Source organism: Oceanospirillum linum (genome assembly GCF_001995095.2).
Classification (GTDB): domain Bacteria; phylum Pseudomonadota; class Gammaproteobacteria; order Pseudomonadales; family Halomonadaceae; genus Oceanospirillum; species Oceanospirillum linum.
The window spans coordinates 113,384-139,538 of the sequence record NZ_MTSD02000004.1; the positions used below are offsets into that span (position 1 = coordinate 113,384).

Genomic DNA, 26,155 nt, shown 5'->3' on the forward strand with positions numbered 1-26,155 from the left:
GATTGGCCGGTGATCAGTCGATCAGCCCGTATTGATCCCGCAGAATGCTGATAATTTCGCCCTTAGGGTTGTCGGAAAGCCGCAGTTTCTCTCCGGTAACTTTCTCAGCGATATCGATGTAAGTTCGGGATACATCCATCAGTGCTTCCAGTGGCAGGGCATTGTCACGGGCTAATGCTTCACGCTCATTCATGCGATCTTTGTTCAGCAGAATATCCGGCTCCGGGAAGTGGTTCAGCAACATCTGGCGGAAACCCTCTTTGGATTTTTCGATCACCTGGCCTTCACGATAAGCCGGGCCATCCCAGATACGGGATGAGTCCGGTGTACCCACTTCATCCATGTAGATCAGTTTGTCGTTACCTTCGGCATCTGTAACGTAGCCAAACTCAAACTTAGTATCTACGAAGACCTGATCCAGCGCTTCCAGTGCGGCGCTGATTACGGAAAAACCCTCTTTCAGGAGTTTTTCATACTGAGCAATATCGTCCTGGCTCCTGAAGTTAAAGGCAGCAAAATTATCCAGGATATTATCGCGGGTAATATTCACATCATCTGCCTCAGGAACCCCCGGAATTCCCTTCAGGATACCCTTGGTCGATGGGGTGATCAGCAGCTCCGGCAGCTTTTGGTCCTTCTGTAAGCCTTCCGGCAGCTCTATACCGCAGAAGTTACGCTCACCCTTGCTGTATGCCCGCCACATGGAACCTGTGATGTATTGGCGGCAGATCGCTTCGATCATAACGGGTCTGGCTTTTTGTACGATCCAGACAAAAGGGTGCGGGATATCCAGAATATGACTGTCTGCCAGACCGTTTTCACGGAATAGTTTGAACCAGTGGTTTGAAATGGCATTCAGTGCAGCCCCTTTGCCGGGAACGCCTTGCAAGCCTCCTTCGCCGTGCCAGATACAGTCGAATGCTGAGATGCGATCACTGATGACCATAATCGCCAGGGGGGCGTCAGACTGGACGTTATAGCCTTTCTCCTGAATCAGACGACGGCTGTCCTCTTCCGTCAGCCAGTATACAGAACGGACTTTGCCGCTATGAACCGGCTGGTGGGTACGGATTGGCAGGTCGTTGTTGACGGCTAATACTTGATTGGCAATGGAAGGGTTTGCAGGGCTCATGGCATCAGTTCCTGTAAGAAACGGTCAAAATTAAGAAGCCTCTCAGCATAGTGGGTATCTGGAGATACCGACCCGGCTGAAAGGCTTTAAATCAGATCTGTAGCAAGGGGTTTTAATCCGAGGCGAATCGACATAGAAACCAGGGTTACAGGTTTTTAAACGCATCCGGATCATTGGTGATATCAACATCAACACTGGGGGATGGGATGATGTAGTCATACACACGCTCCCAGCCATCTTCAGCCGACCCCGGCGGGCGCTCCCAAACTGTTCCGGCGTTATAGTCCACCAGGTCTGTGATGGTTGGGTCTGCTTTACACATGGCTTCAACCGGCGCTGTCATCATATTATTCAGCTCATCTGCAAGGTATTCTTCAGATTCATACCCACTGTACATCCGCCACCCCGTGTCATTGAGGTGGTCAGGGACGGTTTTGTACATAAAGCGAATGGGCATACGTTCTTCGATAACCATGCGGGAAACCAGGCACAAAAAACCGTTTTTGGTTTGATTGGTTTCCAGTTCAGGGGTTTTAGGGTCGTCGATATCAGGCGTACGCATAGGCTGCTCGCTTTATTCCGGTGAAAAGGTTGCGGTGTATAGGGTGTTGTATCCAAATAAGGCGGCTATTCTAATACAGACGGAAGCAGAACGGAATTTCCGGCGGCCCAGAAATCAAAATGCCGCAGGTCAGAAGAACCCACGGCATTCAGGTAAAGTCAGGTGATTTGAGTTGTCCGGCGAAAAGGAGATCGTTACCGGTGACCCACCGCCAGCGACTCAGCGCATCAGTACATCATTGATCGTTAGCTGACCGTTTTCCATCCGTGCGTGAATCAGCATATCCTCTTCATCTTCCTGATAGGCTCCCATCTGATTCAATTGCATCGCCATCATAGAAAAGACCGGCATAGAGTTGAACAGGGATTTGTTTACCGATGCGTTGCTTTCCAGTTTCACATATTGCGCCAGAATTGGAGGAAAGCTCAGAGCCTTGATCAGCTCCTGCTGACTGGTGTCCAGGCTGAGGTTCATATCACCATTGATACGCCCTTCAGTGGTTACCACATTAACATCGTGCAAACTAAACGTTGCAGCGTTTACCACATCGGCGAAAATAGGCAGAATCTCCTGGGCATCCTGTGGCGTCATCTGCTCGCTGTCCATCTCCTGGGCAACTTTCATCAGAGCTTCAGTCTGCTTTACCGTCGGGCCGCTCAGCGTGTAGGAGAAACCACTGGGCTCAAAATCGTACAGCGTTTGACCGAACTGGGCGATGTGCAGTTTATCCAGCGACCAGTTGCCGGAGTAATGTATGGTCTCATCCGCAGCTTGTTGTTTCTGGATATTCAGCTTGTCATTCAGGTTTAAAGAGGCTGACTGAATCTCGATCCGGTCATTGCTCAAGCCCAGATGGCTGACATTGATATCATTACTATAGGACCAGATAAATTCGGTTTGCTGCTGGCCGGAGCCTTTAATGCTGGTTTCACCCACGGTCAGCTGGTTTCCTTCAGCATTCAGTTCAAGGCCATTCCAGATACCGTTAAGGTCGTAGGTCGCGTCACCGGCATCATAGTTCAGGCGAATAATTCCGGGCTTCATTTTGATGACGCCGTTGTCCGGTGTCAGAGTGAAGCCTTCAATGTAAGTGTTCAGGACGGACTTATCAGCCGAGATCTCGCCATCAAAGTGCAGAGGTACTTTGTCGTCAAAGTCTTTCAGGCTTTCTTTCATCTCCTCGGTGACAACGACCTCGGAAATAAACTCCGCCCCTGTGAACCCATGACTGATCTGGTGGCTGATATCAATGTAGGGTGCAGTGCCATCTGCCTGAATAACCGATGGCTCGTTAAGCAGGATACGGGTTATCAGTGAGCTGTCGTAGGCATTTTTCCGGTAATCGATAACCTGAATCTCAAGGCCGGAGGAGCCCTGTTGCGCATTGGCTGAGGCTACAGCGAGCGTAATCTGTTGCTGTACCGTGTCCCCGACTTTCACTGGGATATAAGCCGCAGTGGCCGCGCCAACGGCTCCAGCACCGATCAAAATCCCTGCTGTAATTTTGTTCATTCAAGATAATCCTGTTTCTTTTAGGTAGGGCTAATTTTTACTGATAAAGTAGTCAAGGATGGCTTTTAATTGGCAACAATTTTTGTTGTCATACCACGCTTTCCGGTCAGTGCTAGTATTACGATGCTGATCAGTAAAGACAAGCTGGCGCAATGGTCTAACATTTCAAAGTGTTTACCTGATTTTTTCAACTGCTATTTCCAACGAGTTTTGTGAGTAAATGAAATTTCTGCTCTCTGGGTTACGCACCCTGATTATCGCTGTAACTGTTTTTATTCTATTCATTCTGATCGCCCTGAGTCAGGGTTGGCACACCCGGCTGGTCAACCATTTTGCTGAACCGTATAAGATTCAGGTGGGCCATACCCAGATAGACTGGTTCCCACTTTCTCTGATTGTTGAGAAGTTGTCTGTGGGTGAGGGTGCGTCGGCTTTTACCCTGGACTCATTGGATATCCAGACCCGATATAGCGTACTGGCGGGAGAGCCTCTGCAGCTGTTTGTTAAGCTGGAGGGCGGTCAGGTAGGCTATCGGCAGTTACCGGCAGAAACGGAAGCGGGCTGGCAGGTTGCAGGTTTGAGCATCGGCCAATGGCAGCAGGTGTTTACTTCTGAGGCGCAGGGCCCGGAGAATAACAGCGAAGATCTGGCCGGTAATGATCCTGCTGAGGCCTCTGCATCTGAGTTTGTGGTGCATCTTAATAGCCTTGAAATCAGTGACCTGAACGTTAACAGCGAAAAAAACGGCCTGCCTGATCTGCAGCTGAAGCGTCTTCTTTTCAACCCTTTCTATACAGATCAACCGGAGACACTGTCATCTCTACAGATGGAGCTGGCAACTGCCGGGGGCGAAATCAACTTAACCGGCACATTATCGCCGTTATCTGCAGAGCCTTCCGCAGACCTTATGCTGAAGATAGTGGATTTTGCACCGGATCAGCAGTGGCTGGCGCAGATACCTGAAGCATTACAGGTTGCTCTTGATACAGAACTTGATATTTCTGTTCGTCAGCTTGTATCGGAAATGCCAAATGAGGCCGGTGCAACAGAGAAGACCGCCTTATCATCTCTCAAAGCACAGGTGACAGGTGATCTTCAGCTGAATAATCTGATTTGGCAGGCAGCCAACAAGGCTTCCCCTCAAGCTGCTGAAACACAACCTGAGCCGGAAGCGGAAGATGTACCCTCTGATAAATACGCACTGAAGCACTTTGCTCTGAATGGGCTTGATATTCAGGTGGATATTGCCGATCTGCAGCATGCTGACCCTAAGGCTGTTGTAGGGGTAGAGCAGGTGATGCTTGAAACGCTTTCGGTGAACCAGCCGGGGTTGGATTTTCTGCTGCAAAGCATCGACCTGAAGATGCTCAGTATCCATGCTGATACCGAGTCAGCAGAGATTCAGACCGGTGTTCTTGAACTGGCCAACGGCGACCTTAAATTTGAACTGGCGGAGGCAAAAGAGTCCACCACACAAGCCTCTTCTGCAAAAGTGCCGCCTGAAGCTGGTCAACCCTCTCACTCTGATGATTCAGGTGTTATCGCTGAGGCTCAGCCCGATCAGGCTCCGACAGCCTATGAGGTGCGCTACACAGGGAAAGCGATTCAGCTCTTAAACCAGAAAGTTGACTTTCGTGACCTGAATCTTACGGATGCACCCCTGACCCAGCTTGAACTCACCTCGTTACAGCTGGATCAGCCCCGATACCCCGCAAAAAAACCGTTTCCCTGGGCTGCGGAGCTATGGCTGAATGGCCAGAGTCACTGGCTGATGAATGGCGACCTGCAAACGGCACCGCTTAAAGTAAACCTGAATATTGATCAGTCCGGCCTGAACCTCCCGGATATCAGTCCTTACAGTGAATACTACGCTGAGATCGTATTTGATGAAGGGGTCATGGATAATAAAATTCAGTTTGAGATCACCCCTGATAGCCTGAAAGGTGAACTGGGCTTTGGTTTTAATAAGCTGGATATGGAGATGAAAGGCGGTCTGGCTAATCTCAACTTACCGGTAAAAACAGCATTTTCAATGCTGGAGGATGCCAGTGACCGGATCGAGCTGGAGCTGAAGCTGGATAAAAAAGGTGAAGAGCTGAACGTGGGAGCTTCTGCCATTGTTAAAGAACTGCTTCTGGCCGCCAGCCAGAAAGGAACCTTTGCCTATCTTAAGTATACGCTACAGCCCTACGGCGCACTGCTGACACTAAAAGACGTTGGCACCAGTCTGATGAAAAGTGGTGATATTCCTCTTGAGCCTGTCGTTCTGGAGCTGCTGCAGGCTGAACTGACGGCTAATCAGAAAGGCTATGCACTGAAAATAAGTCAGATTCTGCAGGATAAAAAGGATCTGAGGCTGAATTATTGCTACTTTGCCTCAGAAGAAGAGCGCATGGCTTTGCTTGAGCAACAGGGAGATAGCGTCCTGGCGGCATCCGCATTTAAAAGTTTGAATCAGAATCGGTTAACGGAATGGCGTAAGCTGTTTGCGGCTCAGGGATTGTCAGGTCGTATGAGCCAGTGCTCACCGGAGCAGCAGAAGGCCCGACAGCTTGAAGAGTCATTCAGCCAAAGCCAATTTACGATCTTGTTAACGCCCTGATCCGTTGAAACTCTGACGGGCATAAGTTGAAACTCTGACCGGAATAAAAAGAGATCAAAAAACGCGTTGCTGATTTTTGCTACCTGATATAAAAAAGATGACGAGAATGATTAAGGAGATACTGATGAAACTGCGGGTAGGAAAACGGTTACCCCTGGCTTTGATATTTGCAATTCTTGCAGGTTGTGCCAGCGATAATATTCAGGAGATCGAAGCGGGCTATGATGAGGATGGCGGTGCCGGGCCTGTGGCTATGTCCTATATTGATGATGTGGCTACCGATATCCGGGGGCAGCAGGGCTTATTGGCAATTGCACGCTCTGATGCTGAGCTTATTCATACTCATGCCTCCCTTGCCATGCAGCGTGCCCAGGATTCTGACTGGGTCAAAATGCATGCGATACATATCCGCCATACTCTGGCACCGGCAAGTGCAGAGAGTGGAGCCGTTAGCAGTTACGGCCTGCTGAAAGCGGTTAACCATGTTAAGGATCGGGTAGAGCTTGCCATGGAGCAGAATGATGCCTCCGATGCGATTGAGTTTCATGGGGAGCAGATTACCCTGAGCGCCGATTCAGTGCTGGAGCGCGGCCAACAGTTGCTGGCACTGGCTGATCAGATTATTCATGCGCCCCGTTACAGCGACCTGTCCGGTGAGGCACCCAAACTGGTTTTACTTGCGGAACAGATCCTGTCAGGTGAAGACCTGAACGGTGATGGTGAGATCAGCTGGGAGGATAATGAGCCTGGACTTGATCAGGCAATGAAGTATCTGGATTATCTGAAGGAGAAAGAGCGTGCTTATGGTCAGTGATGGCACCAGAGAACGTGTTTGCTGACCAATGTCGTGACATATCAACCATTAATATTGATCAAGGATGATCGGGTAGTTTATTACTTTAGTGTGTATTAATGTATCTGTGTAGTAATATTGAGTAACTCCTGTTTTTTCTGTACAGAGTCCTTCCCGGTTTGAGAATTTCTTATGTTTCTAAATACCTTACGTAATAAAGCGCTATTTTTTACTATTATCTCTATTACTTTCCTGATAGCTCAGGTGGTTATGCTACGTAGCGAAGCCCGTCACGTTATTGCACAGGTTGAACACTTAGAGCAGAAACGTATTCCTCAGTTGAATAAAGCACATGATATGCAGGTGGCGGTCATTCAGGTGCAGCAGTGGCTAACGGATATCAGTGCGACACGGGCTCAGGATGGGCTGAATGATGGCTTTGAGGTTGCGGAGGAGAATGCACAGATTTTCCGTCAGCGTCTGAATGAGATGCTGCAACTTGATGAAGAACACGTGACATCCTACCGGGAGTTGCTGCCGGTTTTTGAAGCTTATTATGCTACAGGTAAGAGGGTGGCTCAGGGGTATATTGACGGTGGCCCCTCCCAGGGTAACCTGTTAATGGCTGAGTTTGATGAGGCTGCCAGTGCTATTTATGGACGTATCGGCGAACTGATGACCCGTCAGGATGAGGCTACCCAGGCCGCGCTGACGGTAGCGGTGCAGAAAGCAAAACAATCCCAATACACCAGTATGTTGTTTTCACTGCTTCTGGCGTTGCTGATTCTTGTCCTTCTGGGTGGCCTGCGTTCATTTGTGCTTAAGCCGATTAACGCCATGTACCGGCTGGTGGAGGATTTGGGCAACGGAGAGGGTGACCTCTCGCAGCGGCTGCCGGAAAGCCGCAAAGATGAGATCGGTGATCTGGCTCGCTCCTTTAACCATTTTCTGGCTAAAACCGATCAGGCAGTGGCTAATGTGATGAGAACCGTGGTTCGTCTTATCCCTATGGCGAATGAACTCTCCCAGACCAGTGAAGAGGCGAAAGGGCGTACTCTGAAACAGAGCGAGCAGAGTCAGAAGGTTCATAGAGGTATGCTGGCGACCCAGGAGGCTTCGCAATCGGTATCCTGTGCGGTAGAGCGTATCGCTGCTGCCAGTGATCAGGGTTATAATCGGGTTGCTAACGGACTGACAGTGGTGCAGGAGTCCACGGCTCATATGGAGCAGCTGGTGGAACAGGTCTCTGGTGCAGAGGAAACTATCAAGCGGTTGCAGGAGAGCAGTGATCGCATTGAAGGGGTGATCGATGTGATCGGCACCATTGCAGAGCAGACCAACTTGTTGGCTCTGAATGCTGCGATTGAAGCGGCACGTGCCGGTGAGGCGGGGCGGGGTTTTGCAGTGGTGGCTGATGAGGTGCGTTCCCTGGCGGGTAAAACCCATGACTCCACGCTGGAGGTCCAAACAATGGTGGAAGCGATCCGTAATGGAACCGCCAGTGTGGTCAGCGTGATGCGTCAGAGTGTGGAGGCTGCCAAAGACAGTAAAGCATTGGTGGAGGCAAGTAGTACCCGACTGGAGGAGATCAACGAGTCGATTGTCCATATCCGTCACTGCTCGGAAGAGATTCTCTCTGCAGTACAGACCCAGAATACAAACTTTACTGAGGTCAGCGATAATATCGGTGTGATGAATGAACGCTTCAAGGAGGCCCTAGCAAGTGGGCAGCAAACCTTCAGCCTGGCTGATGATCTGAATACGATGAGTAATCAGCTGCAGGAGGTGATGGGTAGCTTTAAAGTAACCGATAACGTCAAAGCCCATTAAGGGTACTCGTAGATCATTGATGGTGCCAGCCCTTGAGGCCGGAACCAACGGAAGTCCGGGAGGGGAAGAGTGTTTTTATCACGCTTCCTCTCCGGGTTCACCCTCGGTTGCCAGCAGCTCCTGAGCTAACTCCCCAAGACAACGCACGGCATTATCCACTTGTTCATCCCAGATAATGGCGCAGTTAACCCGCAGAAAGTTCTGATAATGATCCCGGGCGGAAAACAGCTTGCCCGGCATAATGCCGATACCTTGCTCCAGTGCCCTGTGGTGTAACTGAAAGGTATCAACTTTTCCGGGCAGCCCTACCCAGAGAATATAACCTCCCATGGGGCGGGTCAGTGTGGTGCCTTCCGGGAACCAACGGCTCACCGCTTCACCCATCAATTGTACCTGCCGGGCATAGGCCGCCTGAATACGGCGCAGATGCCGGTCATAACCCCCGTTAGCCATAAACTCCGCTACTGCCATCTGACTCAGTGTTGACGTGCCGACACTGCTGAACGACTTCAGAAACTCAATATGCTGCTGGTAGCGTCCACCGGACACCCAACCCACCCGCAAGCCGGAGGCGATGGATTTTGAAACCGATGAGCAGTACAGCACCAGTCCGTCTTCATCATAGGCTTTAATGGCCGGTGTCCGGTTGCCGGAGTAATCCAGGTCACCAAACAGATCATCTTCTATCACCGGAATGCTCAAAGGCTTTAGTAATGTCAGTAACTTACGGCGGTGCTCAACCGGCATAGTAAAGCCCAGAGGATTATTATAGGTGGGTACAAGGGCGACGGCCTTAACCGGCCACTGCTGCAGCGCCAGTTGCAGCGCTTCCAGGCTGATCCCTTTTTGTGGGTGTGTTGGAATTTCCAGCGCTTTCATACCCAGGGATTCAATGGTTTGCAGCAAACCGACAAATGCCGGGCTTTCGATGGCAATAACATCACCGGGTTGAGCTACGGCGCGCAGGCAGAGGGTCAGAGCCTCCTGACAACCGTTGGTGATCACAATCTCATTTGCCGCCACATGGCAACCGGATTCTGCCATGCGCTTGGCAATCTGGTTGCGTAACTCCTCGAGCCCTGGCGGGAAAACTGACACCACCACCTCATCCATGCGTTTACGTACCAGACTACCCATAATACGTTGCAACTGTTTTACCGGCAGAAAGTCGGGGCTGGGAATCGCTGTGCCCAGATTGATCAACTCCGGCTGCTGGCAGCGGCGCAGTACCTCACTGGCGGATTGTTTGATACTCACCGCCGTGGGCAGGCTCAGATCGGTATGCTGATCCGGCGTTGGTAGTTCGCAGGACTGGCCAGCTTCCGAGCCAAAAGGTGACAGCATACGGCTGATGCCGGACTTCTCCGAAAGTGTACCGCCATAGGTGGGTGTTACGGGCTGGCGCACATAAAAACCGGACTGGGGCCGGGATTCAATCAGGTGTTGTAGCTCCAGCTGCTCGTAGGCGCTTTGTATGGTTGCGATGCTTACGGAGCGCTGCTGGCTAAGCTTACGGATTGAGGGCAGTTTATCACCCGGTTGGAAAATGCCTTCAGTTATCTGGCGAGCCAGTTCATCGGCGATTTGCTGATACAGGGTCTGGTTGTGCGAAGCGGGTTGTGTCATAAGCAGGGCGCAGTCTTCTTTTTTATTGTTTTCCCCGGAAGGGGTAGCTTTACACTGGTCAGATATTTGGACGTCTCTGAACAGGTGTTATGGGTTGCAGAATTATTGCTACTGGGTAACAGCGTTAAAGTGTTACTGATATTTAACCTTATCCTAACGTATTTGTAACACTTTGGATCATTACAGTTTACGTCAGAATGATCGGTACAGTTGGTTTTTTTTGCAACTGTACTGCTTAAATGAGCAGAAACTAGCTCTGCAAGCTCCCGCTGTAATTGACCAGAATAGTCTTATCAAAATTATAAAGGCAGACATACTGCATCAGTCACCGTGATTGTGGGTTTCAAAACACCCCAGACTGAGATCTGCATTTTGACCCTTTCGACTGTGTTATCCGGCTCAGGTCTTTCAATGGCTCAGGTCATAGAAGGGTAGCCCAGTCCAGAACAATGATAAGGCAAGGTCATGACGTATAAAATTCTGAACGGTAACGAACTGATTATTCAGGGCGGTATTGAGGCGGGCTTCTCGCTTTATACCGGTTATCCGGGCTCTCCATTAGCGGACTACTTTAATATTCTGCACGCCCGTAAAAACGAGCTGAAAGAGAAAGGTATCCGTGTCGCGCTGGGTAATACCGAAGCCAATGCTGCTGCTATGGCCGGTGGTGCCAAACAGGCTGGTCGTAATGTGATGGTGGGCATGAAGTCCATGGGACTGCATGTGGCCTCTGATGCCCTTTCTGTCGGTAACTTTGCTAACCCCGGTCAGCCTTATATTGATCCTGAAACCGGCGAATCGATTCACTCCGGTGTTGTCGTGGTTGTGGGTGATGACCCCTGGTCGATGTCCACCGCAACCGCTGCAGATTCCCGTTATCTGTTTAAGCATCTGCATATGCCCTTCCTTGAGCCATCCAGCCCTCAGGAGCTGAAAGACTGGATCGCCCACGCCCTGACCCTATCTCAGCGCTCTTCTCTGTATGCCGGTGTACTGGTCACTACCTTTATTGCAGAAGGCGGTGGTCGTGTGGAGATGGGAGAAGAGTCTGAAGTCCCTAACGCGCTGACCGATTTTGATCCGAGCACCTTTGATCTGGCTGCCAGTGTTATGGTGCCGCCTAACTCCCTGGGTGCTGACCAGCGTCTGATTCGTGAGCGTTTCCCGAGGGCGAAAAAAGTGCTGAAGGATCTGGCACTGGATCGTCAGTACGGTAACAGCGACAGCAAAATCGGCTTTATCTCTTCCGGTGTTGTCTTTGAAACCCTGCGCCAGATTATGCAGGAAGAACACTATCTGGATGATTTTTCACTGTACAAAGTGGCCTGCTCCTATCCGCTGGTGGATGACCTGCTGGTGCCCTGGTTGCAGAAGTTGGACACTCTGGTGGTGGTTGAAGAGAAGCGTGGCTTCCTGGAGAACGAACTGATCCATCTGTGCCAGGAACACGGCGTAAAGGTTCATATCTACGGTAAAGAGTTTGCTGATCGCGTTGTCGGTGGTGAGCTTGGTAGTGAAAAAGTGATTGAAGGCTTCCCGGCGGACGGAGGCATCTCCTACGAGATCTTGCATAGCAAACTGGACGAACTGATGGGTATTCTGGGGCTGCGTCCGTGTCAGCAGAAACAGCCAGAGCTTATCAAGCTGGATCAGGCGCTGCCGATGCGTCTGCCAACCTTCTGTCCGGGCTGTCCGCACCGTGAAACCCTGAGTCTGCTGAAAGAGCTGCGCAAGGTTTTCAAAGAGGAAGATGGTATCAACCTGATCTCCCACGGTGATGTAGGCTGTTACTCCCTGTCGTTCCTGGAACCGTTCAAGGAGATGCATGACATCTCCGCCATGGGGCAGGGTGGTGCCTTCGGTGCTGGTATGGATCTGTTCTCCACCAATCCGTCCGTGGTTCTGATGGGCGACTCAACCTTCTTCCACTCTGGATTGAGCGCCATCTCTAACTCGGTACAGCTGGGTCATAATATCACCTATATCGTGCTGGATAATGACTTCACCGCCATGACCGGTCACCAGATGTCACCCAGCACCGGTGAGTCTGTGGAAGGGCGCAAGCGCCCGGAACAGGATATGCTGAATCTGGTACGGGGTATGGGCGTTGATGAAGCGATTGAGGTCAACCCGTCTGACCGTTACTTCTACCGCAATATGCTGAAGCAGCTGGTGAAGAAACAGGGCACCAAAGTAATTGTTTCTGACAAAGAGTGCGGTCTGACCTTTGCCGCACGTAAGAAACGTGAAGACCGTAAAATCTTTGGCGCTGGCGAAACCAAGCCGGTTCAGACCTTCTTCCAGATCAACACGTCTGCCTGTGAAGATTGCCGTGCCTGCGTTGAGATGACCGGTTGTCCGGGGCTGTCTCAGACCGAAGATGCCTACGGGCCGAAAATGTTTATTGACCCTCAGATCTGCGTATCGGACGGTTACTGCTCCAAAATTCTGGCTTGCCCGAGTTTTGAGCAGGTGAATGTGATCAACTATCACCCGACACGCTACGCCCAGGAAAGTGGTGCGAATCAGCCCATAACACGGGCTGCCACAGACGCACTGCCGGAACCGGATCGTAGTAAAGCCTTCGAAGATATTCTGGAAGGTCAGGACTGGCGTGTCGTGATTACCGGTGTCGGCGGTTCCGGTGTCACCACCATCTCCCGTGTACTGGCAGAAGCTGCTGAAGAGATGAACGGTCTTGATGGACTCGACTTTAAGTTTATGGACCAGAAAGGTCTGGCTCAGCGTAATGGTCGCGTAACCGGTCACCTGAGCATCTTTAACCGCGAGAAATCCGCCAGCGCCATCACCCCTTTAGGCACAGCGGATCTGGTACTGTCACCGGATCTGTTGGATGGTAGCGCCGCACTGAACTTCCTGGCGCCCTATGGACTAGCGCTACTGGATGAAGAGTTCCAGATTCCCCTGTCAATTCTACTGGATTACGGCGAAGAACAGGATGTGTTAAAAGCCGAAAAACTGCGGGAAGTGATCGACAATAAGCTGAAAGAGCGGGCTTTATTCAGCCCCATGAAAGCGGTAGCGCACCGTCAGCTGGGTAAAAGCGTTTACGCATCTGCGGTACTGCTCGGCGTGGCGTACCAGAAAGGTATGTTGCCGTTCACGGAAGAGAATATGCGTGGTGCCTTCCGTCGTGGTGTACCTAAAGCGGAATTTGACAACAACTGGAAAGCCTTTGAACTGGGCCGCCGTGTTGTTGAAATGGGTGTTGAAGCCTTCCGTAATGAATTTCTGCCGCACAGTGGTGACACTGATGGCCAGATGGTTAGCGCCTTCCGTAACAGCGTGGCCGACAGCGCCGGTCTGTTTGAGAACAAAGACCAACTGATCACACTGTACGATAACGGCCTGACACGTTTACAGGGTCTCTTCCCGGAGATCGAGGGTGATCATCTGGCAAACTACATCCATGATGTTGTGGTCTATGATCGTGCCGCCTCTCTGGATGCTTTTATTGCTGACGCTGAAAAAGTGGCAACGCTTTATTCCGATGTGGCCCTGCAGCGTATCGCCCTGCGTGCTCTGTGTAAGACTTACTGGATCAAAGATGAAGTCTTTACCGCACACCTTATGGTGTCACCGGTTAAGAAATCCCGTGACGAAACTGCCTACAGACACCTGGGCACCGGTTTTGAGATTAAGCACCTGAACCGCCCTGAGTTTGATCTGTTCAATCGTCGCATCGCGTTTGAGTTTTCACCGAAAAACTGGATGCTGAAAACCTTCCGTCATCAGCGATGGTTGCGCAAGGCCCAGGCTAAAGTTCATGCCCGCGAGCATGAGATTGCACACCGTGTCCGTCGTGAACTGCTGGAGGTTATTCCCGGAATGACTGGCGACCAGCGCAAAGCACTGGTACGACTGGATAACATCAAAGGATATCGCCAGGTGCGGTATGAGAAGGCAGAGAAGGTGTTCTCTGATCTGTCCTCGTCCAGCAAAGGTCAGGGTGGTAAGAAAGCCCCGGCTGTTGATGGACAACAGATTCCAGCCGTGCAGATCCACCAGCCATAAGCTGGCGGGTCTAACCGGTGGCTTTACCTTTGGGGCGTGCCACCGGTGGAGTCTGCCTTCCCTGAGCTAGTCGAAGGGAAGGAATCGTTCGTTGTTAGGAACGGCAGTTCTCCTGTTCTGCCGGATACGGGGTTTAGCACACACCGTATCAGCTCAGCTCTCTTGCTGAACTCTGCATATTTACCCCGCCATATGGCGGGGTTTTTTTATGGCTGTTAGTTGAGGTTTGTCAGGTTTATCAGCTGTTTGGGGAGTGTGATCACTTTGGTGTCTCTGTTAGACTCGGTTGAATTAGTAATGTACGGATAAAAGCAGCTTACAGAGCTGCCTTTTAAATGAGATAGACGCAGGCGCGTTGCAGGGAAGCGGTCAGATCAGAAAACTGAATTATTCCTTTCTAATCAAAATACTTCCTCAGTGCTTGTCGGTATATTGGCAATCGGAAAAGCGTATCTGTCTATGATTGTAATGTTATGCGGAAGTGGAAAGTTAACAAAATATAGGAATACATAATGAGTAATGAGCTTGAAGAAAAAACGTTGAATCTATACCCAATTGATTATCCTTTCGAAACGCTGGTCTCAAGAATTACAGCAGAGACTCCAAAGACAGTTTTGAATCCAGATTTTCAGAGGAAATACAAATGGGATAAGGATGGTTGGGGAAGAGCTTCAAAGTTTATTGAATCATGTCTAATGCGTATCCCACTACCCTCATGCTATTTCGCGGAGGATGATGATAGAAGACAGTTAGTAATTGATGGTGTACAACGATTAACGACTATAGCTAGATTTTTTAACGATGAATTTGCTTTAGAGGGAATGACAACGTTTAAAAATCTAGAAGGTAAGAAGTTTTCTGAGCTTGGCGATTTACAAGCTGAGCTTGAATCAACAACAATTCGTTGCATTGTTCTTCGTAAAGAAAACCCGAAAAAACTCATTAGGGAAATTTTTGCTAGGCTCAATCAGGGGGCTGTTGAACTCAGCGCACAAGAAATAAGGCATGCCATTTACCCTGGGGCACTTGACGATCTATTGGTTGAGTTGGCTGAAATAGATGAAATTAAGAATTTTGGCATTGTAGATGGCGGTAACAGGGTAAGAAATGATCGAGAACCTGAAGAACAGGTACTTAGGTTTTTTGCATTTTTAGAGGATCTTCAACTTGCGGAGTTTAATGATGTCCTGAGTGACTTCCTCGATAGTTACATGGAGCATAATTTTGAAGCGACTGATAAAGAAATTGATCAACTGCGCAACCAATTTAATAGCGCTTTGAAAAACTGTAAAGATGTTTTTGGTGAAGATTTATTCTTGGATGCAACGAGGGATCGCCCCAAGCAAGGAATGATTCATTACGATTTGCTCATGCTTACTGTTGGGCTGCTGGATCCAAAGTTGGTTCTAACTAATAAAGAAAAGATTAAAAGTGCTTATGATCAACTGTGCAAAAGTGATGATTTTAGACGTACACTATCTGGCGGTTTGCAGAAAAAACGTCCATTTTAAGACGAAGAAACTTATGGAGACCTTTGTTAGATGGCGCAATCAACTAGTTCTTGTCCTTTAACGCAGTACACAGAGTTATTTGAATCATTGAAAAATGTGATTGATATCTCTGAACAAAGAGTGCTCGCTAATGATCCTGATGTTCTTTTTATAGAGAACGTCAACTTTTTTGTTAAATCGTACCTCATAAGTGTTTGCAGTTACTTGGAAGCATTCCTGCAAGATGTTGCGTTTATGCATAGCCAGGTAATTTCAAATCGTATTCATTCTGCGCGGATTCCACATAACTTTTTACATTGGAGGCTTGCTACAGGAATAAAAGATAAACATCTAAATTACAATGAAATATCGTTGCCAGTCACCAAGAAAGATATTGCGAATGAAATTTCGGCAAATCCATATAAAACATTGAAGTTATTTCAGTTGCTAGGAGTAGACTTATCTAAAAAGGAAAGCTTTGAAAACAACAAAGACCTGATAAATACAATTGTTACTAAGCGAAATAACATTGTCCACCATAATGATACAGCTGCGGATGTTTCTTTTGGAGACCTAAAGGCTTATATCAATGTGATTGTCCCTTACATGGCTGCGATAAATGAAGCCGCTGATGAGACAATCGCCTAACAATGTATTTCTGAGGACAAGTTGCAGAATGCGGTGTTAAGTTCTTACATGCAAGCTAACATCCATACTCTTATGAAGAATACGGATAACCCTGATCTGCTGGTTGCCCGTCTGCTGGTAAAAAAGGTAGTGTTCAAAATTCTGTGTCACCCCTATAGTTAACCCTCTAACTGGGAGTGACACATCATGTCCGATAAATACGAAATCGACATTCAGGCCTTCGCTAAGGCCCTCCAGTCCGGTCAGGATCTCAATGGCAAAGACGGCCTGCTAACACCTCTGATCAAACAGATCACCGAAGCAGCATTAGGCGCTGAACTGGATGAGCATCTGGGGCAGGATTCACAACCTAACCGTAAAAACGGGGCCTCCCGAAAAACCATTAAAACGGCTTCCGGCTCTTTTGAGTTGGAAACACCTCGTGACCGCAATGGCTCGTTCGAACCACAAACGGTTAAAAAGTACCAAACCCGACTGACCGATGAGATGGAGCGCAATATCATCTCTCTGTTCGCCTTGGGTAACAGCTACCAGAGCATCCGGGACTACCTGTTAGAGATGTACGGTACTGAGGTCTCAAACGGCACGATTAACGCCATCACTGACCGTTTAGTGCCTGAACATCGAAGGCAAAAAGGAACTACTGGGGCTGTATCTCTCGGAAAGCGAAGGTGCTCGCTACTGGCTTAACGTGTTAACGGATCTGCAGAACCGGGGCGTAAAAGACATCCTGATCGCATCTGTCGATGGCTTGAAAGGCTTCCCGGAAGCGATAGAAACGGTTTACCCGAAAACCGAGGTGCAACTCTGCATCATCCATCAGATCCGCAACAGTGTGAAGTATGTGGCCAGTAAGAATCAGAAAGCCTTTATGTCGGATCTGAAGTGTGTTTACCGCGCCACAACCCAGAATGCTGCTGAGCAAGCTTTAGACGATCTGGAAGCGAAATGGGGCGCTCAGTACCCGCTCGTGATCAAGTCCTGGCGGAGCAAATGGGAGAATCTCTCGGTTTACTTCAAGTATCCGGAACAGGGGCGTAAAGCGATTTACACGACCAATGCGGTTGAAGCGGTGCATCGTCAGTTCCGGAAACTGACCAAGACTAAAGGCGGCTTCGCCAATGAAAACGTGTTGCTCAAGCTGCTGTACGCAGGTATGTTGAAGGCATCAGAGCGCTGGACGCATCCGGTGCAAAACTGGAACCTGACGTTGTCGCAGCTGAGCATCCACTTCGAAGGTCGGATCGACGGTTACGTGGATCTGTAAGTAATGGGTGACACAGAACTATGAACACCCTCGTAAAAAATCACATGACTTCCCTGCGGGAATTTCCGATATCCCGCTCGGATCTCATCACAGGTTCTACCAATATCCAGGTTTTCCGCTAACAGCCAGAACGAATCATCAAACTGCTTCAGGTAGGCATTCCGTTGCTCTTTGCCCCAGCGGCGCTGGGTCAACAGGGCGATTTCCCGTAAGTCCGTTTTCGCTGTGACCGTCAGCGTGAAGAGTTTCATCGAAGCTCTTCGCTATCCAGCTCTTTGATAAAGCTATCTAGGTCATAATCCGCATCGCCGCTTTGTTCACCCTGTTGCAGCAGCTGTCGCAGGGTTTCCATCTTAGCTTCCTGGTTTTCCAGCAGGCGCAGGGCAGAGCGGATTACTTCGCTGGCGGAACCATACCGACCACTCTGAACCTGTTCAGAGATAAACCCCTCGAAGTGATCCCCCAAGGTAATACTGGTGTTCTTAGCCATGTTGTTTGCTCCGAAATACCTATATATACCCAATTATGGTATCAGTACCAGCTAAGAGCAATGCGCGATCATGGCTTCATCCTGAACTAACCTTTATCATTTCATCGGCCAGTGAAAACTGGCAGGCGGAGCAGCGAATCAATCTTTCCGAGCTGCAACCACTGAAATTCCTGTCTGCTTAAGCAGGCAAAACCTAAGCAAACTTATGACCGATATAAAACTCTCCAAAGACGATACCGCCCGTATCGTCGCTAAGATCAAAGATTACTTTGCCGATGAACTGGATCAGGATATTGGCGGTTTTGAAGCCGAGTTCCTGATCGATTTCTTCGCGAAGGAGATCGGGCCGCACTTTTACAATCAGGGGCTGGCTGATGCCCGGACCCTGTTTCATGAAAAAACCGAAGAACTGACTTATCAGATTCAGGAGCTGGAAAAGCCGACAAGCTAATGTCGGTTTTTTTATGAAAGCAGAGGCATCCATAATTTACGGATACCTTTTCCGGCTAGCCGCTGAGGCTATTTTTAGGTAAGTCAGAAAGCGGATTTAACGTGTTACTATGACTGAGTAACATTGTGGGTGCCCTAAATTTTCGATGCGAGGTTCAAATGCCATACGTAAATGTTCAAATTACAAAAGGTGTCACCAGAGAAGAAAAAGCAGAGATTGTTAAAGATATTACGGCTTCCCTGCAGCGTGTGCTGGGAAAACCTCCTGAGTATACTCATATTGTCATTCAGGAAATAGAAGAAGAGAACTGGGGATATGCTGGCTTACTTACTGATGAATGGAAAAAAAGTCAGTCGTAATCTGAGGCGTATAAATGTATTAATTTGTTCGCACGGTGGCTGGGGTATCATCGCTTCGTGGCGATCCAGCCTTACTATTTTACTCGGTTATTGTATTTATCAAAGCAGATAGCAATAGCAACCTAGTATGTGACTTAGAGATTACCAAACCTTGGGCAGACCGAAATAAACAGACATTAGCTGGCCTGTTTAGCCCTGGAAGTGAACATCTGAAAGCGAGCTGTTGAGAAATATAAAGAGGGATTTCTACGGCTTTTCTAAGCACGATTTGATGATAGAAAAAACATGAATATTCGAAAAACAATATATTTAATCGCTTCGCACACACTGATGGCTGTTGCTGGGTTCGCAATTGGAATTTACTCGCTTCCTATTCTTACTGCACCACCTTCGCCAAGTGAAATGGAAATAGAGGCAAAGTCCTCACAAGCTAGATATGAGACTGAGTTCATAAGAGATTTAAAAGACAGCGATGCGCTTCATTGGGGAGAGGGTGAGGTTTTACTTAGCGATAAGTATATCACTTTACGTGGCGAGCTTGCTCCTGGCCCTGATTATAAGCTCTACTTATCCCCTCAGTTTGTGGAAACGGAAGCAGAATTTGAGCGCTTGAAAAACTCTATGACACTCGTTGGCGATGTTAAAACATTCAACAATTTTGCAGTACACGTGGCGCCTAGTATTGATCTTTCGGAGTTTAATACTGTCGTAGTTTGGTGTGAAACGTTTGGTGAATTTATTACATCAGCCAAATATCAGTAAAAAAGAAAAACCGGAACAGCCAGGGGCTGGTCAGGGTATTGGCGGTTTTGAAGTCGAGCTCTTGGCTTGGCTTTTAAATGGCAAACTATTAACAGCCACAGAGCAATTTTATGAACAGAAACACCGAAGCGGCTGCCGCTTTAGTCGAAACCGGGTACTGGGCCAGCCAATATTTTCTCTGGAGTGTCATCCTGATTATGGTGGTTCTGTTTCTGTCGGGAGCCTGGTGTTTTTTCTACCACCGCCGCGCCATGGCGGCTCAGCGTCTGTTAGTGCAGAATCTACGTGAGAGCGCAGATACTTTTCGTTACCTTGTCGAGACGGCACATGAAGGTATTGCCGTAGTGCAAAATAAACGGCTGGTTTATCTGAATCCGCGCATGTGTGAAATGAGTGGATATAATGAAACTGAGCTCAAGGCTTTGCCGTCTTTTATCCCCTTGATTCATCCATCGTCACGGGATGAGATGATGGCGAATTATCAGCGCCGTGTGGCTGGAGAAACAGCTCCGCAGCGGTATGAAAGTCTTTTGTTACGCAAGGATGGCTCCAGTTACCCGATTGAGCTTAGCGGTGTTGCCATTGTTTGGGGCGGGCAGCCGGCAACACTTAATATGCTTACGGATATCTCCGATCGTAAAGCGGCAGAAAAAAAGATTCTGCATCTGGCCCATCATGATAGCCTCACCGGTCTTGTTAATCGCACGGTGCTGCACGAGCGTATACAGCAAACCATCGGTTTGGCAAACCGCAGTCATACGCCATTCGCTGTATTATTTGTTGACCTGAATGCTTTTAAGCAGGTGAATGATACCTACGGACATGAGGTGGGTGACGTGTTACTGCAGCAAGTCACCCTGCGTATTAAACAACAGCTAAAGGATACAGACACTCTGGCGCGTGTTGGTGGGGATGAATTTGTCGTTCTGTTGACTGAAATAACCGATAATCGGGATGTAACCCAGGTTATGTCCCGTATTAAAGAGGGGATGGCTGAGGCGTTTCAGATTAAACGTCATCAGCTGCACTGCCAGGTGAGTCAGGGCGCTGCGTTATATCCTGAAGATGGCGCATCGGTACAGGCACTATTAAGTCAGGCAGACAAAAATATGTATGCTGACAAATGCCGCTACTATGCGGATCTCAATGCTAACGACTCAGATCATCACCCTAACGATGCCCGTCATAGCCCCAACCCGCAATAAATCCCCATGTTTCCTTCCCTCTGATAACGAACAACTTTGGCCTCTCTGGACACAGACATACCTTACGTTAGGCGCGTCCTAAAGGGTGTGAGTGATAAGAAGCAAACGGGCAAAATATAGCGGCTGCAAAACTCCTAACACTCTTACTCAGACTGTTTAGCACGCTGCCAGGTGCTGATATTTTCTTACGGAGCTGAAAATAACAGAAAACCGAATCAGAAAACTGCGGTCATAGAGGGTGAGCAACCGGGAGAGGCCCACGGATAATGCATTGTTGGTTGCAATGAGAATTATTGAATATAGAGTCGTAAGATAAAAGATCCCACGGAAGGCAGCATATGTACTAAAAAAACTGATAATAACCTCAGATTAATAGCTTATATCGTTAATTAAGGGTGTTATTTTAAAATATTGACTCAACTTGGATTGACTATGAATCAGATGATGTCAGGTAGTTGTTGCTGTGGCGACGTTGAATTTACACTTAAAGATGATTTCAGAAATTTTTTCTTTTGCCATTGTGAACAGTGCCGAAAACTGACGGGCACGGCGCACGCATCAAATCTGTTTACGGCACCGGATAATATTACCTGGATTAAAGGGGAGAATAAGATAAGGCGCTACGATCACCCTGAGCGTTCTTTTTCCAAAGCCTTTTGCGAGAACTGTGCCTCTGGCCTGCCGTATATATCGCAAAGCGGTAAGTCTTTAATTGTTCCGGCGGGCAGTTTAAATGGAGAGCCATCCATAAAACCTGATGCTCAGATATTTTGCTCTGAGCAGCCTGAATGGTATAAAAATGGTCTTCAGGTTACTAAAGCTCCTCATTTTCCAGGTTAGAGCATAGTTATAAACCAGATCAGAGTCGTCTGCCAAAGTGCGGCGATTCTTTGATTTTTTTGATAACGATTTTTATATGCATTTCAGTAAAATAGTACAGGAGGTATCGTCATGAAAAAAATAATATCACTTGGAGCTGTTCTTTTATCGGCATCATTTTCAGTGTCTGCATCTGAAGGTTTAGTGAAATATGAAAGCCGCTTCTCTGTTAAAGAAACGGCAGACCGCTTTGAAGAGATTGCAAAAAGTAAAGGGCTGACCTTATTTGCCCGGATCGATCACCGCAAAAATGCCCGCGGCGTGAATTTAGAGCTCCGGCCCACTGAGGTCATTATGTTTGGTAACCCCAAGGTGGGAACCCCTCTGATGCAGTGTGCTCAGAATGTGGCCATTGATCTGCCACAAAAAGTTATGGTTAGCGAAGATGCTAATAACAAAGTCTGGCTCAGTTACAATAGCCCGAATTATTTGATGAAGCGTCACGACATAAAAGGGTGTGATGAGGTCATTAATAAAATTTCACGTGTGCTAAGTACCTTGTCAAAGGCTGCTGTCGCCCAGTAGTTATCACCTGCCACGTAATGCAGTCAGCCATTCATGCCTTATGAGACTCTGGCTGTTTTGCGTGGGTACGTTGTTTTAGGCCGATTGTTGGTGGTTGCCCGCTAAGCTATGAATAGATGCCATAAAAGTGAAATAAATGTATGACCTGGATCAGGTGTCCGCTACTTTGACCTATATTTTTGATTAACTCTGTTAAAGTCTTGGGTGGTTAATTGCAAGGGAGTGTAATTTATTGTCAATTCATTCAGGTGTATCTACCAATAAACCCACTCTTTTTTGCCGTGCCCTAAGTGTTGATACCTATCCTTTAGCCTTGTCGGGTAAGGGGTCTGACCATTGCTGCAGTACAATATTAGTTTGTATAAACATCCCTATAGGTTGGTAGAGCTGCTTTGTAGCTTCTTTAATTCCACTTGATTGTTTTCTTTTGTTAGTGAACTATTCGCTTCTTCGGAATATGTTTATAATTAAAAAATATTAATAATAAAATTCAAGTATCTAACAACAGGTGGCTCGTAGTGGAATCTTTATTTCGGCAATTCAGAATTCAATACCGTATCTGGTTTATGCAAATTCTCCCCTTCTTAGCGATGGCGATTCTCTTGCTGTTTATGATGTTGCAGGAAAGGGACAGCTTCAGAGAGCAGAAAAAAGGTGAACTGCATAATATTATCCATACGGTGATAGAGGTACTGGAGGGTCTGGACAACGAGGTCCAGAACGGCGTTTTAACCCTTGAGCAGGCCCAAAGCCAGGCGCTGAATATCATCAAAAATATGCGCTATGGTGCAAATGATAAAGATTATTTCTGGGTTATGGATATGAAGGGTGTCTATCTGATGCACCCGGCTGTGCCTTCTTTGACCGGTAAGAATGGATCGTTACTGAAAGACAAGCAGGGCAAACGTATCTTTGATGATCTTCCCGGCGATCTGGAGCGTGATGGTCTTACCTATGCTGAGTTCTTCTGGCCAAAAGCAGGGGGCGATGTACCGTTAGAGAAAATGGGGATGATTCTTGCCTATAAGAACTGGAATTGGTCGGTAGGTTCTGGTTTTTATATTGACGATATTGAAACCATTTTCTGGAAAAAGGTCACCACTAACCTGAGCATCACCGCCGCTATTATTGTCGTTATGCTGACGATTGCCTGGATGTTGATAAAAAGTATTACCCGGCCTCTGGGGGAAACTTTATCCGCCCTAAAAGATATCAATGAAGGCGATGGCGATCTGACCAAGCGGCTGGCGGTTGCGGGGAATGATGAAATTACCCTTTTGACCCGTTACTTCAACGGATTCGTTGAAAGAGTACACGGTGTTATTGGTCAGGTTAATGTTGCATCGTCTTCGGTTTCAGGCTCGGCAGAAGGTTTATCAGGCATAACCACAGGCGTACACAGGAATACTGAGCAGCAGTCCAAGGAGATTGACCAGGTGGCAACGGCCGTTCATGAGATGTCGACGACGGTACATGAAGTCGCAAAGAGCGCCGGTCAGGCTGCTGAAGGTGCTAATCGTGCTGATCAGGAGGCCCGCTGTGGTAAAGAACAGGTTGAAAAGACCATTACGGCCATCAACCAACTCAGCGAGCAGGTATCTGGCTCTGCTCAGGTGATCCAGCGCCTGCATGCGGATAGTGAGAATATTGGCTCTGTGCTGGAAGTGATTCGTGGTGTTGCGGAACAGACCAACTTGTTGGCTCTGAATGCGGCCATTGAGGCTGCTCGGGCCGGTGAGCAAGGCCGGGGTTTTGCTGTGGTTGCTGATGAGGTGCGCACGCTAGCTCAGCGAACTCAGGAGAGCACCGATGAAATTGAAGGGATGATCGAGAAGCTACAAAGTGCTGCGCAGGATGCTGTTCTCTCTATGGATGCCAGTATGAAGTCCACAGAAGAGACCATCGCAATTGCAGAACAGGCCGGCGTATCACTTGACTCTATTCTGCAGGCCGTTGAGTTCATAAAAGATATGAATGATATGATCGCCAGTGCAGCCGAAGAGCAGTCCCTGGTTGCAGAAGAGATCAACAAGAATGTGGTTAATATTGTTGATCTGTCGCAAACCTCTGCTGAATCTGTTCAGCAGATAAACCAGTCCAGCGATGAACTGGCAAGTCAGGCGGATAAACTCCACGGAATGGTGGGGCAGTTCCGTATCTGAGCCATCTTCAGACGGGTTCTGTCGATGCCGGAGCAGAAGCTCTGCCCATAGGGCAGAGTTTCTTAGCAGCTTTTAAAGCGAAGAACTTCTGTCACTCCTTCGGAGCCGGATAGCTGCTTTTCAATCTTTTGGGCTGTAGGTGTTTGTGACAGTCCTCCCAGGGCGGTGCAACACAGCTCATGGGGAATAGCTTTACCTACCTTAGCCATGGCAATAATAACCTCATCAATAGGCACTACCTGATCAAAGCCCGCCAAAGCCATATTGGCACAGGATAGTGCGTTACTGGCTGCCATCACATTCTTACCTAAACAAGGGGCTTCAACCCGGTTGGCAATAGGATCGCATGTCATTCCGAATGAATTTTGTAATGCCATTGATGCAGCGGTTAAGCACTGCTCTGTATCGCCGTTGTGCAGCGCTACTAATGCCGCTGCAGCCATACTGGAGCCAGACCCGCATTCGGCCATGCACCCTGCTTCTTCTGCTGCAAATGTCGCATCTTTTGTGATCAGTACGCCGATCAGGCCCGCCACAAACAGGGCTTCACAAACCTGTTCGTCGCTGCTATCCATAACTTTAGCGGCACCAAGTACCGCCCCAGCCATTGCGCCACATGAGCCTGCAGTCGGCGCTGCGACAATGGTGTGCATAGCGCTTTTGGCTTCCATGATCGCACTGACGTGCATGACGGCCTCATTCAGAATACTGCTGGGCAGAAGTTCATTGGACAGATGTTTTGCCCTGAAAGCAGGTGACTGAGAGGGTAGGATGCGATCCGCAAACTGAGTTCCCTGAAGCCCGGTATTGACGGCGCTGCGCATCACCTGGTGGATCCCGCTCATTTTAGCCATTAACTGCTGGTGGTTAAGGCCGCTGCGCGCTGATTCATACTCCAGTGCAATGAGGGGTAAGGGCTTTGCATTGTGGCTCTGGATATAGTCGAGTAGCTGCCGGGCATCCATAAATGGTAGGGTCATATCCGGGTTACTGAGAACCGGCATGACAGGGTTCAGAAGACGGTAGTCCTGAGTTTGGCACTGCTGACAGATTCGCTGAATCAGGGTATCGCCGAACTCCTGTGCAGACTCAATAATGATGATGGGTTTAATGCCCTGGCTCAGTTCCGCCTGCAGGTGTTTGTTCTCTGCTTCTAGTTGGCTGTTAAGGCTGTTGGTAAGTGTTTCCAGCGCCAGAGGGTCTGTGAACTGCGGATATACCACAAGCACATAGCTATCGCCCATAAAATGTACCGGGGCCTGGTCAATGGCGATCACTTCGATCATGCCACCACCCGTGGATAGTGCGGTGAACTCATGGCTGATGTTGTTGTTACTCAGACTTAATTTATAAGTATTAGGGTGTGTTGCCCCTATGCTGCGATACTGGATCTCCGTGGTGATACCTGCCTGCTCCAGGTGAGATTCATAGTTCACCAGCTGCTCTTCATCGGCATCCCAGCCAAGGAAACCACCGAATAAGCCCATATCGGAACCCTGGGATTTGTGAGTGGTGACCAGGGAACCATTGGGGTCATATTCGATCAGGGCCTGTTTTATGTCTCCCTGCATCAGATCCCTCGCCAGACGACCAATGCGAAGTGCTCCTGCACAGTGAGAGCTTGAAGGGCCGCGCATGACAGGGCCAAGAACATCATTGAAAATACTGGGTGCACTCATAGCTGGGGCTCTCACTATTATGAATCATATTTTTGTATATTGGATACAATATCTCAATATTCTGGGGTTGAATAGAGGGAGAGAGGACGTGACGCTGAAATCAGGCGGTGAAACGTGAGAAAGAAAAGATGGGTATAAAAAAAATC

Annotated in this window: 20 protein-coding genes and 1 pseudogene; 14 read left to right on the forward strand and 7 right to left on the reverse strand. The window is 48.5% G+C overall.

Translation table 11 applies throughout. From position 1 onward, the window contains the following. Positions 1-13: 13 nt before the first annotated feature. From BTA35_RS11025 to BTA35_RS11035, 3 genes are all read right to left on the reverse strand, one after another. Positions 14-1,132, reverse strand: a complete 1,119-nt coding sequence (locus BTA35_RS11025; protein WP_078319875.1) for a phosphoribosylaminoimidazolesuccinocarboxamide synthase — start codon at positions 1,130-1,132, stop codon at positions 14-16. 145 nt (positions 1,133-1,277) lie between these two features. After that, positions 1,278-1,694 carry a DUF2185 domain-containing protein gene (locus tag BTA35_RS11030; RefSeq protein ID WP_078319876.1) on the reverse strand — a complete coding sequence of 139 codons (417 nt, stop codon included), beginning with the start codon at positions 1,692-1,694 and terminating at the stop codon, positions 1,278-1,280. 219 nt (positions 1,695-1,913) lie between these two features. Next, complete coding sequence (locus BTA35_RS11035; protein WP_078319877.1) at positions 1,914-3,206, reverse strand: DUF945 family protein; 1,293 nt, start codon at positions 3,204-3,206, stop codon at positions 1,914-1,916. Between the two features lie 220 nt (positions 3,207-3,426). Here BTA35_RS11035 and BTA35_RS11040 point away from each other — a divergent pair, with 220 nt between their 5' ends. The 3 genes from BTA35_RS11040 to BTA35_RS11050 all read left to right on the forward strand — a co-directional run bounded on the left by BTA35_RS11040 (position 3,427) and on the right by BTA35_RS11050 (position 8,431). Continuing rightward, positions 3,427-5,808 carry a DUF748 domain-containing protein gene (locus BTA35_RS11040; RefSeq protein ID WP_078319878.1) on the forward strand — a complete coding sequence of 794 codons (2,382 nt, stop codon included), beginning with the start codon at positions 3,427-3,429 and terminating at the stop codon, positions 5,806-5,808. 124 nt (positions 5,809-5,932) lie between these two features. Further along, positions 5,933-6,622 (forward strand): hypothetical protein, encoded by a 690-nt coding sequence (locus BTA35_RS11045; protein ID WP_139363652.1) that lies wholly within the window; start codon positions 5,933-5,935, stop codon positions 6,620-6,622. Positions 6,623-6,793: 171 nt separating this feature from the next. Continuing rightward, entirely contained in the window at positions 6,794-8,431 is a 1,638-nt protein-coding gene (locus tag BTA35_RS11050; protein WP_078319880.1) for a methyl-accepting chemotaxis protein, read from the forward strand. A gap of 78 nt (positions 8,432-8,509) precedes the next feature. Here BTA35_RS11050 and BTA35_RS11055 read toward each other — a convergent pair whose 3' ends face one another. Beyond that, positions 8,510-10,057 (reverse strand): aminotransferase-like domain-containing protein, encoded by a 1,548-nt coding sequence (locus tag BTA35_RS11055; protein ID WP_078319881.1) that lies wholly within the window; start codon positions 10,055-10,057, stop codon positions 8,510-8,512. A 465-nt stretch (positions 10,058-10,522) separates the two neighbouring features. On the opposite strand from BTA35_RS11055, the gene BTA35_RS11060 reads away from it, so the two are divergent. The 4 genes and pseudogenes from BTA35_RS11060 to BTA35_RS11075 all read left to right on the forward strand — a co-directional run bounded on the left by BTA35_RS11060 (position 10,523) and on the right by BTA35_RS11075 (position 17,497). Next, complete coding sequence (locus BTA35_RS11060) at positions 10,523-14,092, forward strand: 2-oxoacid:acceptor oxidoreductase family protein (protein ID WP_078319882.1); 3,570 nt, start codon at positions 10,523-10,525, stop codon at positions 14,090-14,092. A 512-nt stretch (positions 14,093-14,604) separates the two neighbouring features. Further along, on the forward strand, positions 14,605-15,603 hold the full coding sequence (locus BTA35_RS11065; protein WP_078319883.1) for a DUF262 domain-containing protein: 999 nt from the start codon (positions 14,605-14,607) through the stop codon (positions 15,601-15,603). 30 nt (positions 15,604-15,633) lie between these two features. Next, positions 15,634-16,230, forward strand: coding sequence for a HEPN domain-containing protein (locus BTA35_RS11070; RefSeq protein ID WP_078319884.1), 597 nt, complete (start codon positions 15,634-15,636; stop codon positions 16,228-16,230). A 186-nt stretch (positions 16,231-16,416) separates the two neighbouring features. Further along, positions 16,417-17,497, forward strand: a pseudogene (locus tag BTA35_RS11075) (IS256 family transposase). Here BTA35_RS11075 and BTA35_RS11080 read toward each other — a convergent pair. Both BTA35_RS11080 and BTA35_RS11085 read right to left on the reverse strand, forming a co-directional pair. Further along, positions 17,482-17,748 (reverse strand): type II toxin-antitoxin system RelE/ParE family toxin, encoded by a 267-nt coding sequence (locus tag BTA35_RS11080; RefSeq protein WP_078319885.1) that lies wholly within the window; start codon positions 17,746-17,748, stop codon positions 17,482-17,484. The pseudogene BTA35_RS11075 and the gene BTA35_RS11080 overlap by 16 nt on opposite strands. Next, positions 17,745-17,987 (reverse strand): type II toxin-antitoxin system ParD family antitoxin, encoded by a 243-nt coding sequence (locus tag BTA35_RS11085; RefSeq protein ID WP_078319886.1) that lies wholly within the window; start codon positions 17,985-17,987, stop codon positions 17,745-17,747. Before BTA35_RS11085 ends, BTA35_RS11080 begins: the two co-directional genes overlap by 4 nt. A 205-nt stretch (positions 17,988-18,192) precedes the next feature. Between BTA35_RS11085 and BTA35_RS11090 the strand changes: the two genes are divergently transcribed. The 7 genes from BTA35_RS11090 (at position 18,193) to BTA35_RS11120 (ending at position 24,330) form a co-directional block, all read left to right on the forward strand. After that, positions 18,193-18,438 carry a DUF2164 domain-containing protein gene (locus BTA35_RS11090; protein ID WP_078319887.1) on the forward strand — a complete coding sequence of 82 codons (246 nt, stop codon included), beginning with the start codon at positions 18,193-18,195 and terminating at the stop codon, positions 18,436-18,438. Positions 18,439-18,596: 158 nt separating this feature from the next. Continuing rightward, positions 18,597-18,797 (forward strand): tautomerase family protein, encoded by a 201-nt coding sequence (locus tag BTA35_RS11095; RefSeq protein ID WP_078319888.1) that lies wholly within the window; start codon positions 18,597-18,599, stop codon positions 18,795-18,797. A 285-nt stretch (positions 18,798-19,082) separates the two neighbouring features. Then, entirely contained in the window at positions 19,083-19,559 is a 477-nt protein-coding gene (locus tag BTA35_RS11100) for a DM13 domain-containing protein (RefSeq protein WP_078319889.1), read from the forward strand. Between the two features lie 110 nt (positions 19,560-19,669). After that, a complete protein-coding gene (locus BTA35_RS11105; RefSeq protein WP_078319890.1) occupies positions 19,670-20,764 on the forward strand; it encodes a sensor domain-containing diguanylate cyclase in 1,095 nt (364 codons plus the stop codon). 444 nt (positions 20,765-21,208) lie between these two features. After that, complete coding sequence (locus BTA35_RS11110) at positions 21,209-21,604, forward strand: GFA family protein (RefSeq protein WP_238377577.1); 396 nt, start codon at positions 21,209-21,211, stop codon at positions 21,602-21,604. Between the two features lie 111 nt (positions 21,605-21,715). Further along, entirely contained in the window at positions 21,716-22,168 is a 453-nt protein-coding gene (locus BTA35_RS11115; RefSeq protein ID WP_078319892.1) for a DUF302 domain-containing protein, read from the forward strand. A gap of 518 nt (positions 22,169-22,686) precedes the next feature. Further along, the gene (locus BTA35_RS11120) at positions 22,687-24,330 is read left to right on the forward strand and encodes a methyl-accepting chemotaxis protein (RefSeq protein WP_078319893.1); all 1,644 of its coding nucleotides are present in this window, start codon (positions 22,687-22,689) and stop codon (positions 24,328-24,330) included. A gap of 62 nt (positions 24,331-24,392) precedes the next feature. Here BTA35_RS11120 and BTA35_RS11125 read toward each other — a convergent pair whose 3' ends face one another. Beyond that, on the reverse strand, positions 24,393-26,009 hold the full coding sequence (locus BTA35_RS11125; RefSeq protein ID WP_078319894.1) for an L-serine ammonia-lyase, iron-sulfur-dependent, subunit alpha: 1,617 nt from the start codon (positions 26,007-26,009) through the stop codon (positions 24,393-24,395). Between the last annotated feature and the right edge of the window lie 146 nt (positions 26,010-26,155).

Coding starts and splice junctions, on each gene's coding strand:
- BTA35_RS11100 (WP_078319889.1), top strand. CDS start 19,083: ATGAATATTCGAAAAACAATATATTTAATCGCTTCGCACACACTGATG.
- BTA35_RS11045 (WP_139363652.1), top strand. CDS start 5,933: ATGAAACTGCGGGTAGGAAAACGGTTACCCCTGGCTTTGATATTTGCA.
- BTA35_RS11105 (WP_078319890.1), top strand. CDS start 19,670: ATGAACAGAAACACCGAAGCGGCTGCCGCTTTAGTCGAAACCGGGTAC.
- BTA35_RS11080 (WP_078319885.1), bottom strand. CDS start 17,748: ATGAAACTCTTCACGCTGACGGTCACAGCGAAAACGGACTTACGGGAA.
- BTA35_RS11065 (WP_078319883.1), top strand. CDS start 14,605: ATGAGTAATGAGCTTGAAGAAAAAACGTTGAATCTATACCCAATTGAT.
- BTA35_RS11060 (WP_078319882.1), top strand. CDS start 10,523: ATGACGTATAAAATTCTGAACGGTAACGAACTGATTATTCAGGGCGGT.
- BTA35_RS11035 (WP_078319877.1), bottom strand. CDS start 3,206: ATGAACAAAATTACAGCAGGGATTTTGATCGGTGCTGGAGCCGTTGGC.
- BTA35_RS11085 (WP_078319886.1), bottom strand. CDS start 17,987: ATGGCTAAGAACACCAGTATTACCTTGGGGGATCACTTCGAGGGGTTT.
- BTA35_RS11090 (WP_078319887.1), top strand. CDS start 18,193: ATGACCGATATAAAACTCTCCAAAGACGATACCGCCCGTATCGTCGCT.
- BTA35_RS11040 (WP_078319878.1), top strand. CDS start 3,427: ATGAAATTTCTGCTCTCTGGGTTACGCACCCTGATTATCGCTGTAACT.
- BTA35_RS11115 (WP_078319892.1), top strand. CDS start 21,716: ATGAAAAAAATAATATCACTTGGAGCTGTTCTTTTATCGGCATCATTT.
- BTA35_RS11030 (WP_078319876.1), bottom strand. CDS start 1,694: ATGCGTACGCCTGATATCGACGACCCTAAAACCCCTGAACTGGAAACC.
- BTA35_RS11095 (WP_078319888.1), top strand. CDS start 18,597: ATGCCATACGTAAATGTTCAAATTACAAAAGGTGTCACCAGAGAAGAA.
- BTA35_RS11070 (WP_078319884.1), top strand. CDS start 15,634: ATGGCGCAATCAACTAGTTCTTGTCCTTTAACGCAGTACACAGAGTTA.
- BTA35_RS11055 (WP_078319881.1), bottom strand. CDS start 10,057: ATGACACAACCCGCTTCGCACAACCAGACCCTGTATCAGCAAATCGCC.
- BTA35_RS11110 (WP_238377577.1), top strand. CDS start 21,209: ATGTCAGGTAGTTGTTGCTGTGGCGACGTTGAATTTACACTTAAAGAT.
- BTA35_RS11125 (WP_078319894.1), bottom strand. CDS start 26,009: ATGAGTGCACCCAGTATTTTCAATGATGTTCTTGGCCCTGTCATGCGC.
- BTA35_RS11025 (WP_078319875.1), bottom strand. CDS start 1,132: ATGAGCCCTGCAAACCCTTCCATTGCCAATCAAGTATTAGCCGTCAAC.
- BTA35_RS11050 (WP_078319880.1), top strand. CDS start 6,794: ATGTTTCTAAATACCTTACGTAATAAAGCGCTATTTTTTACTATTATC.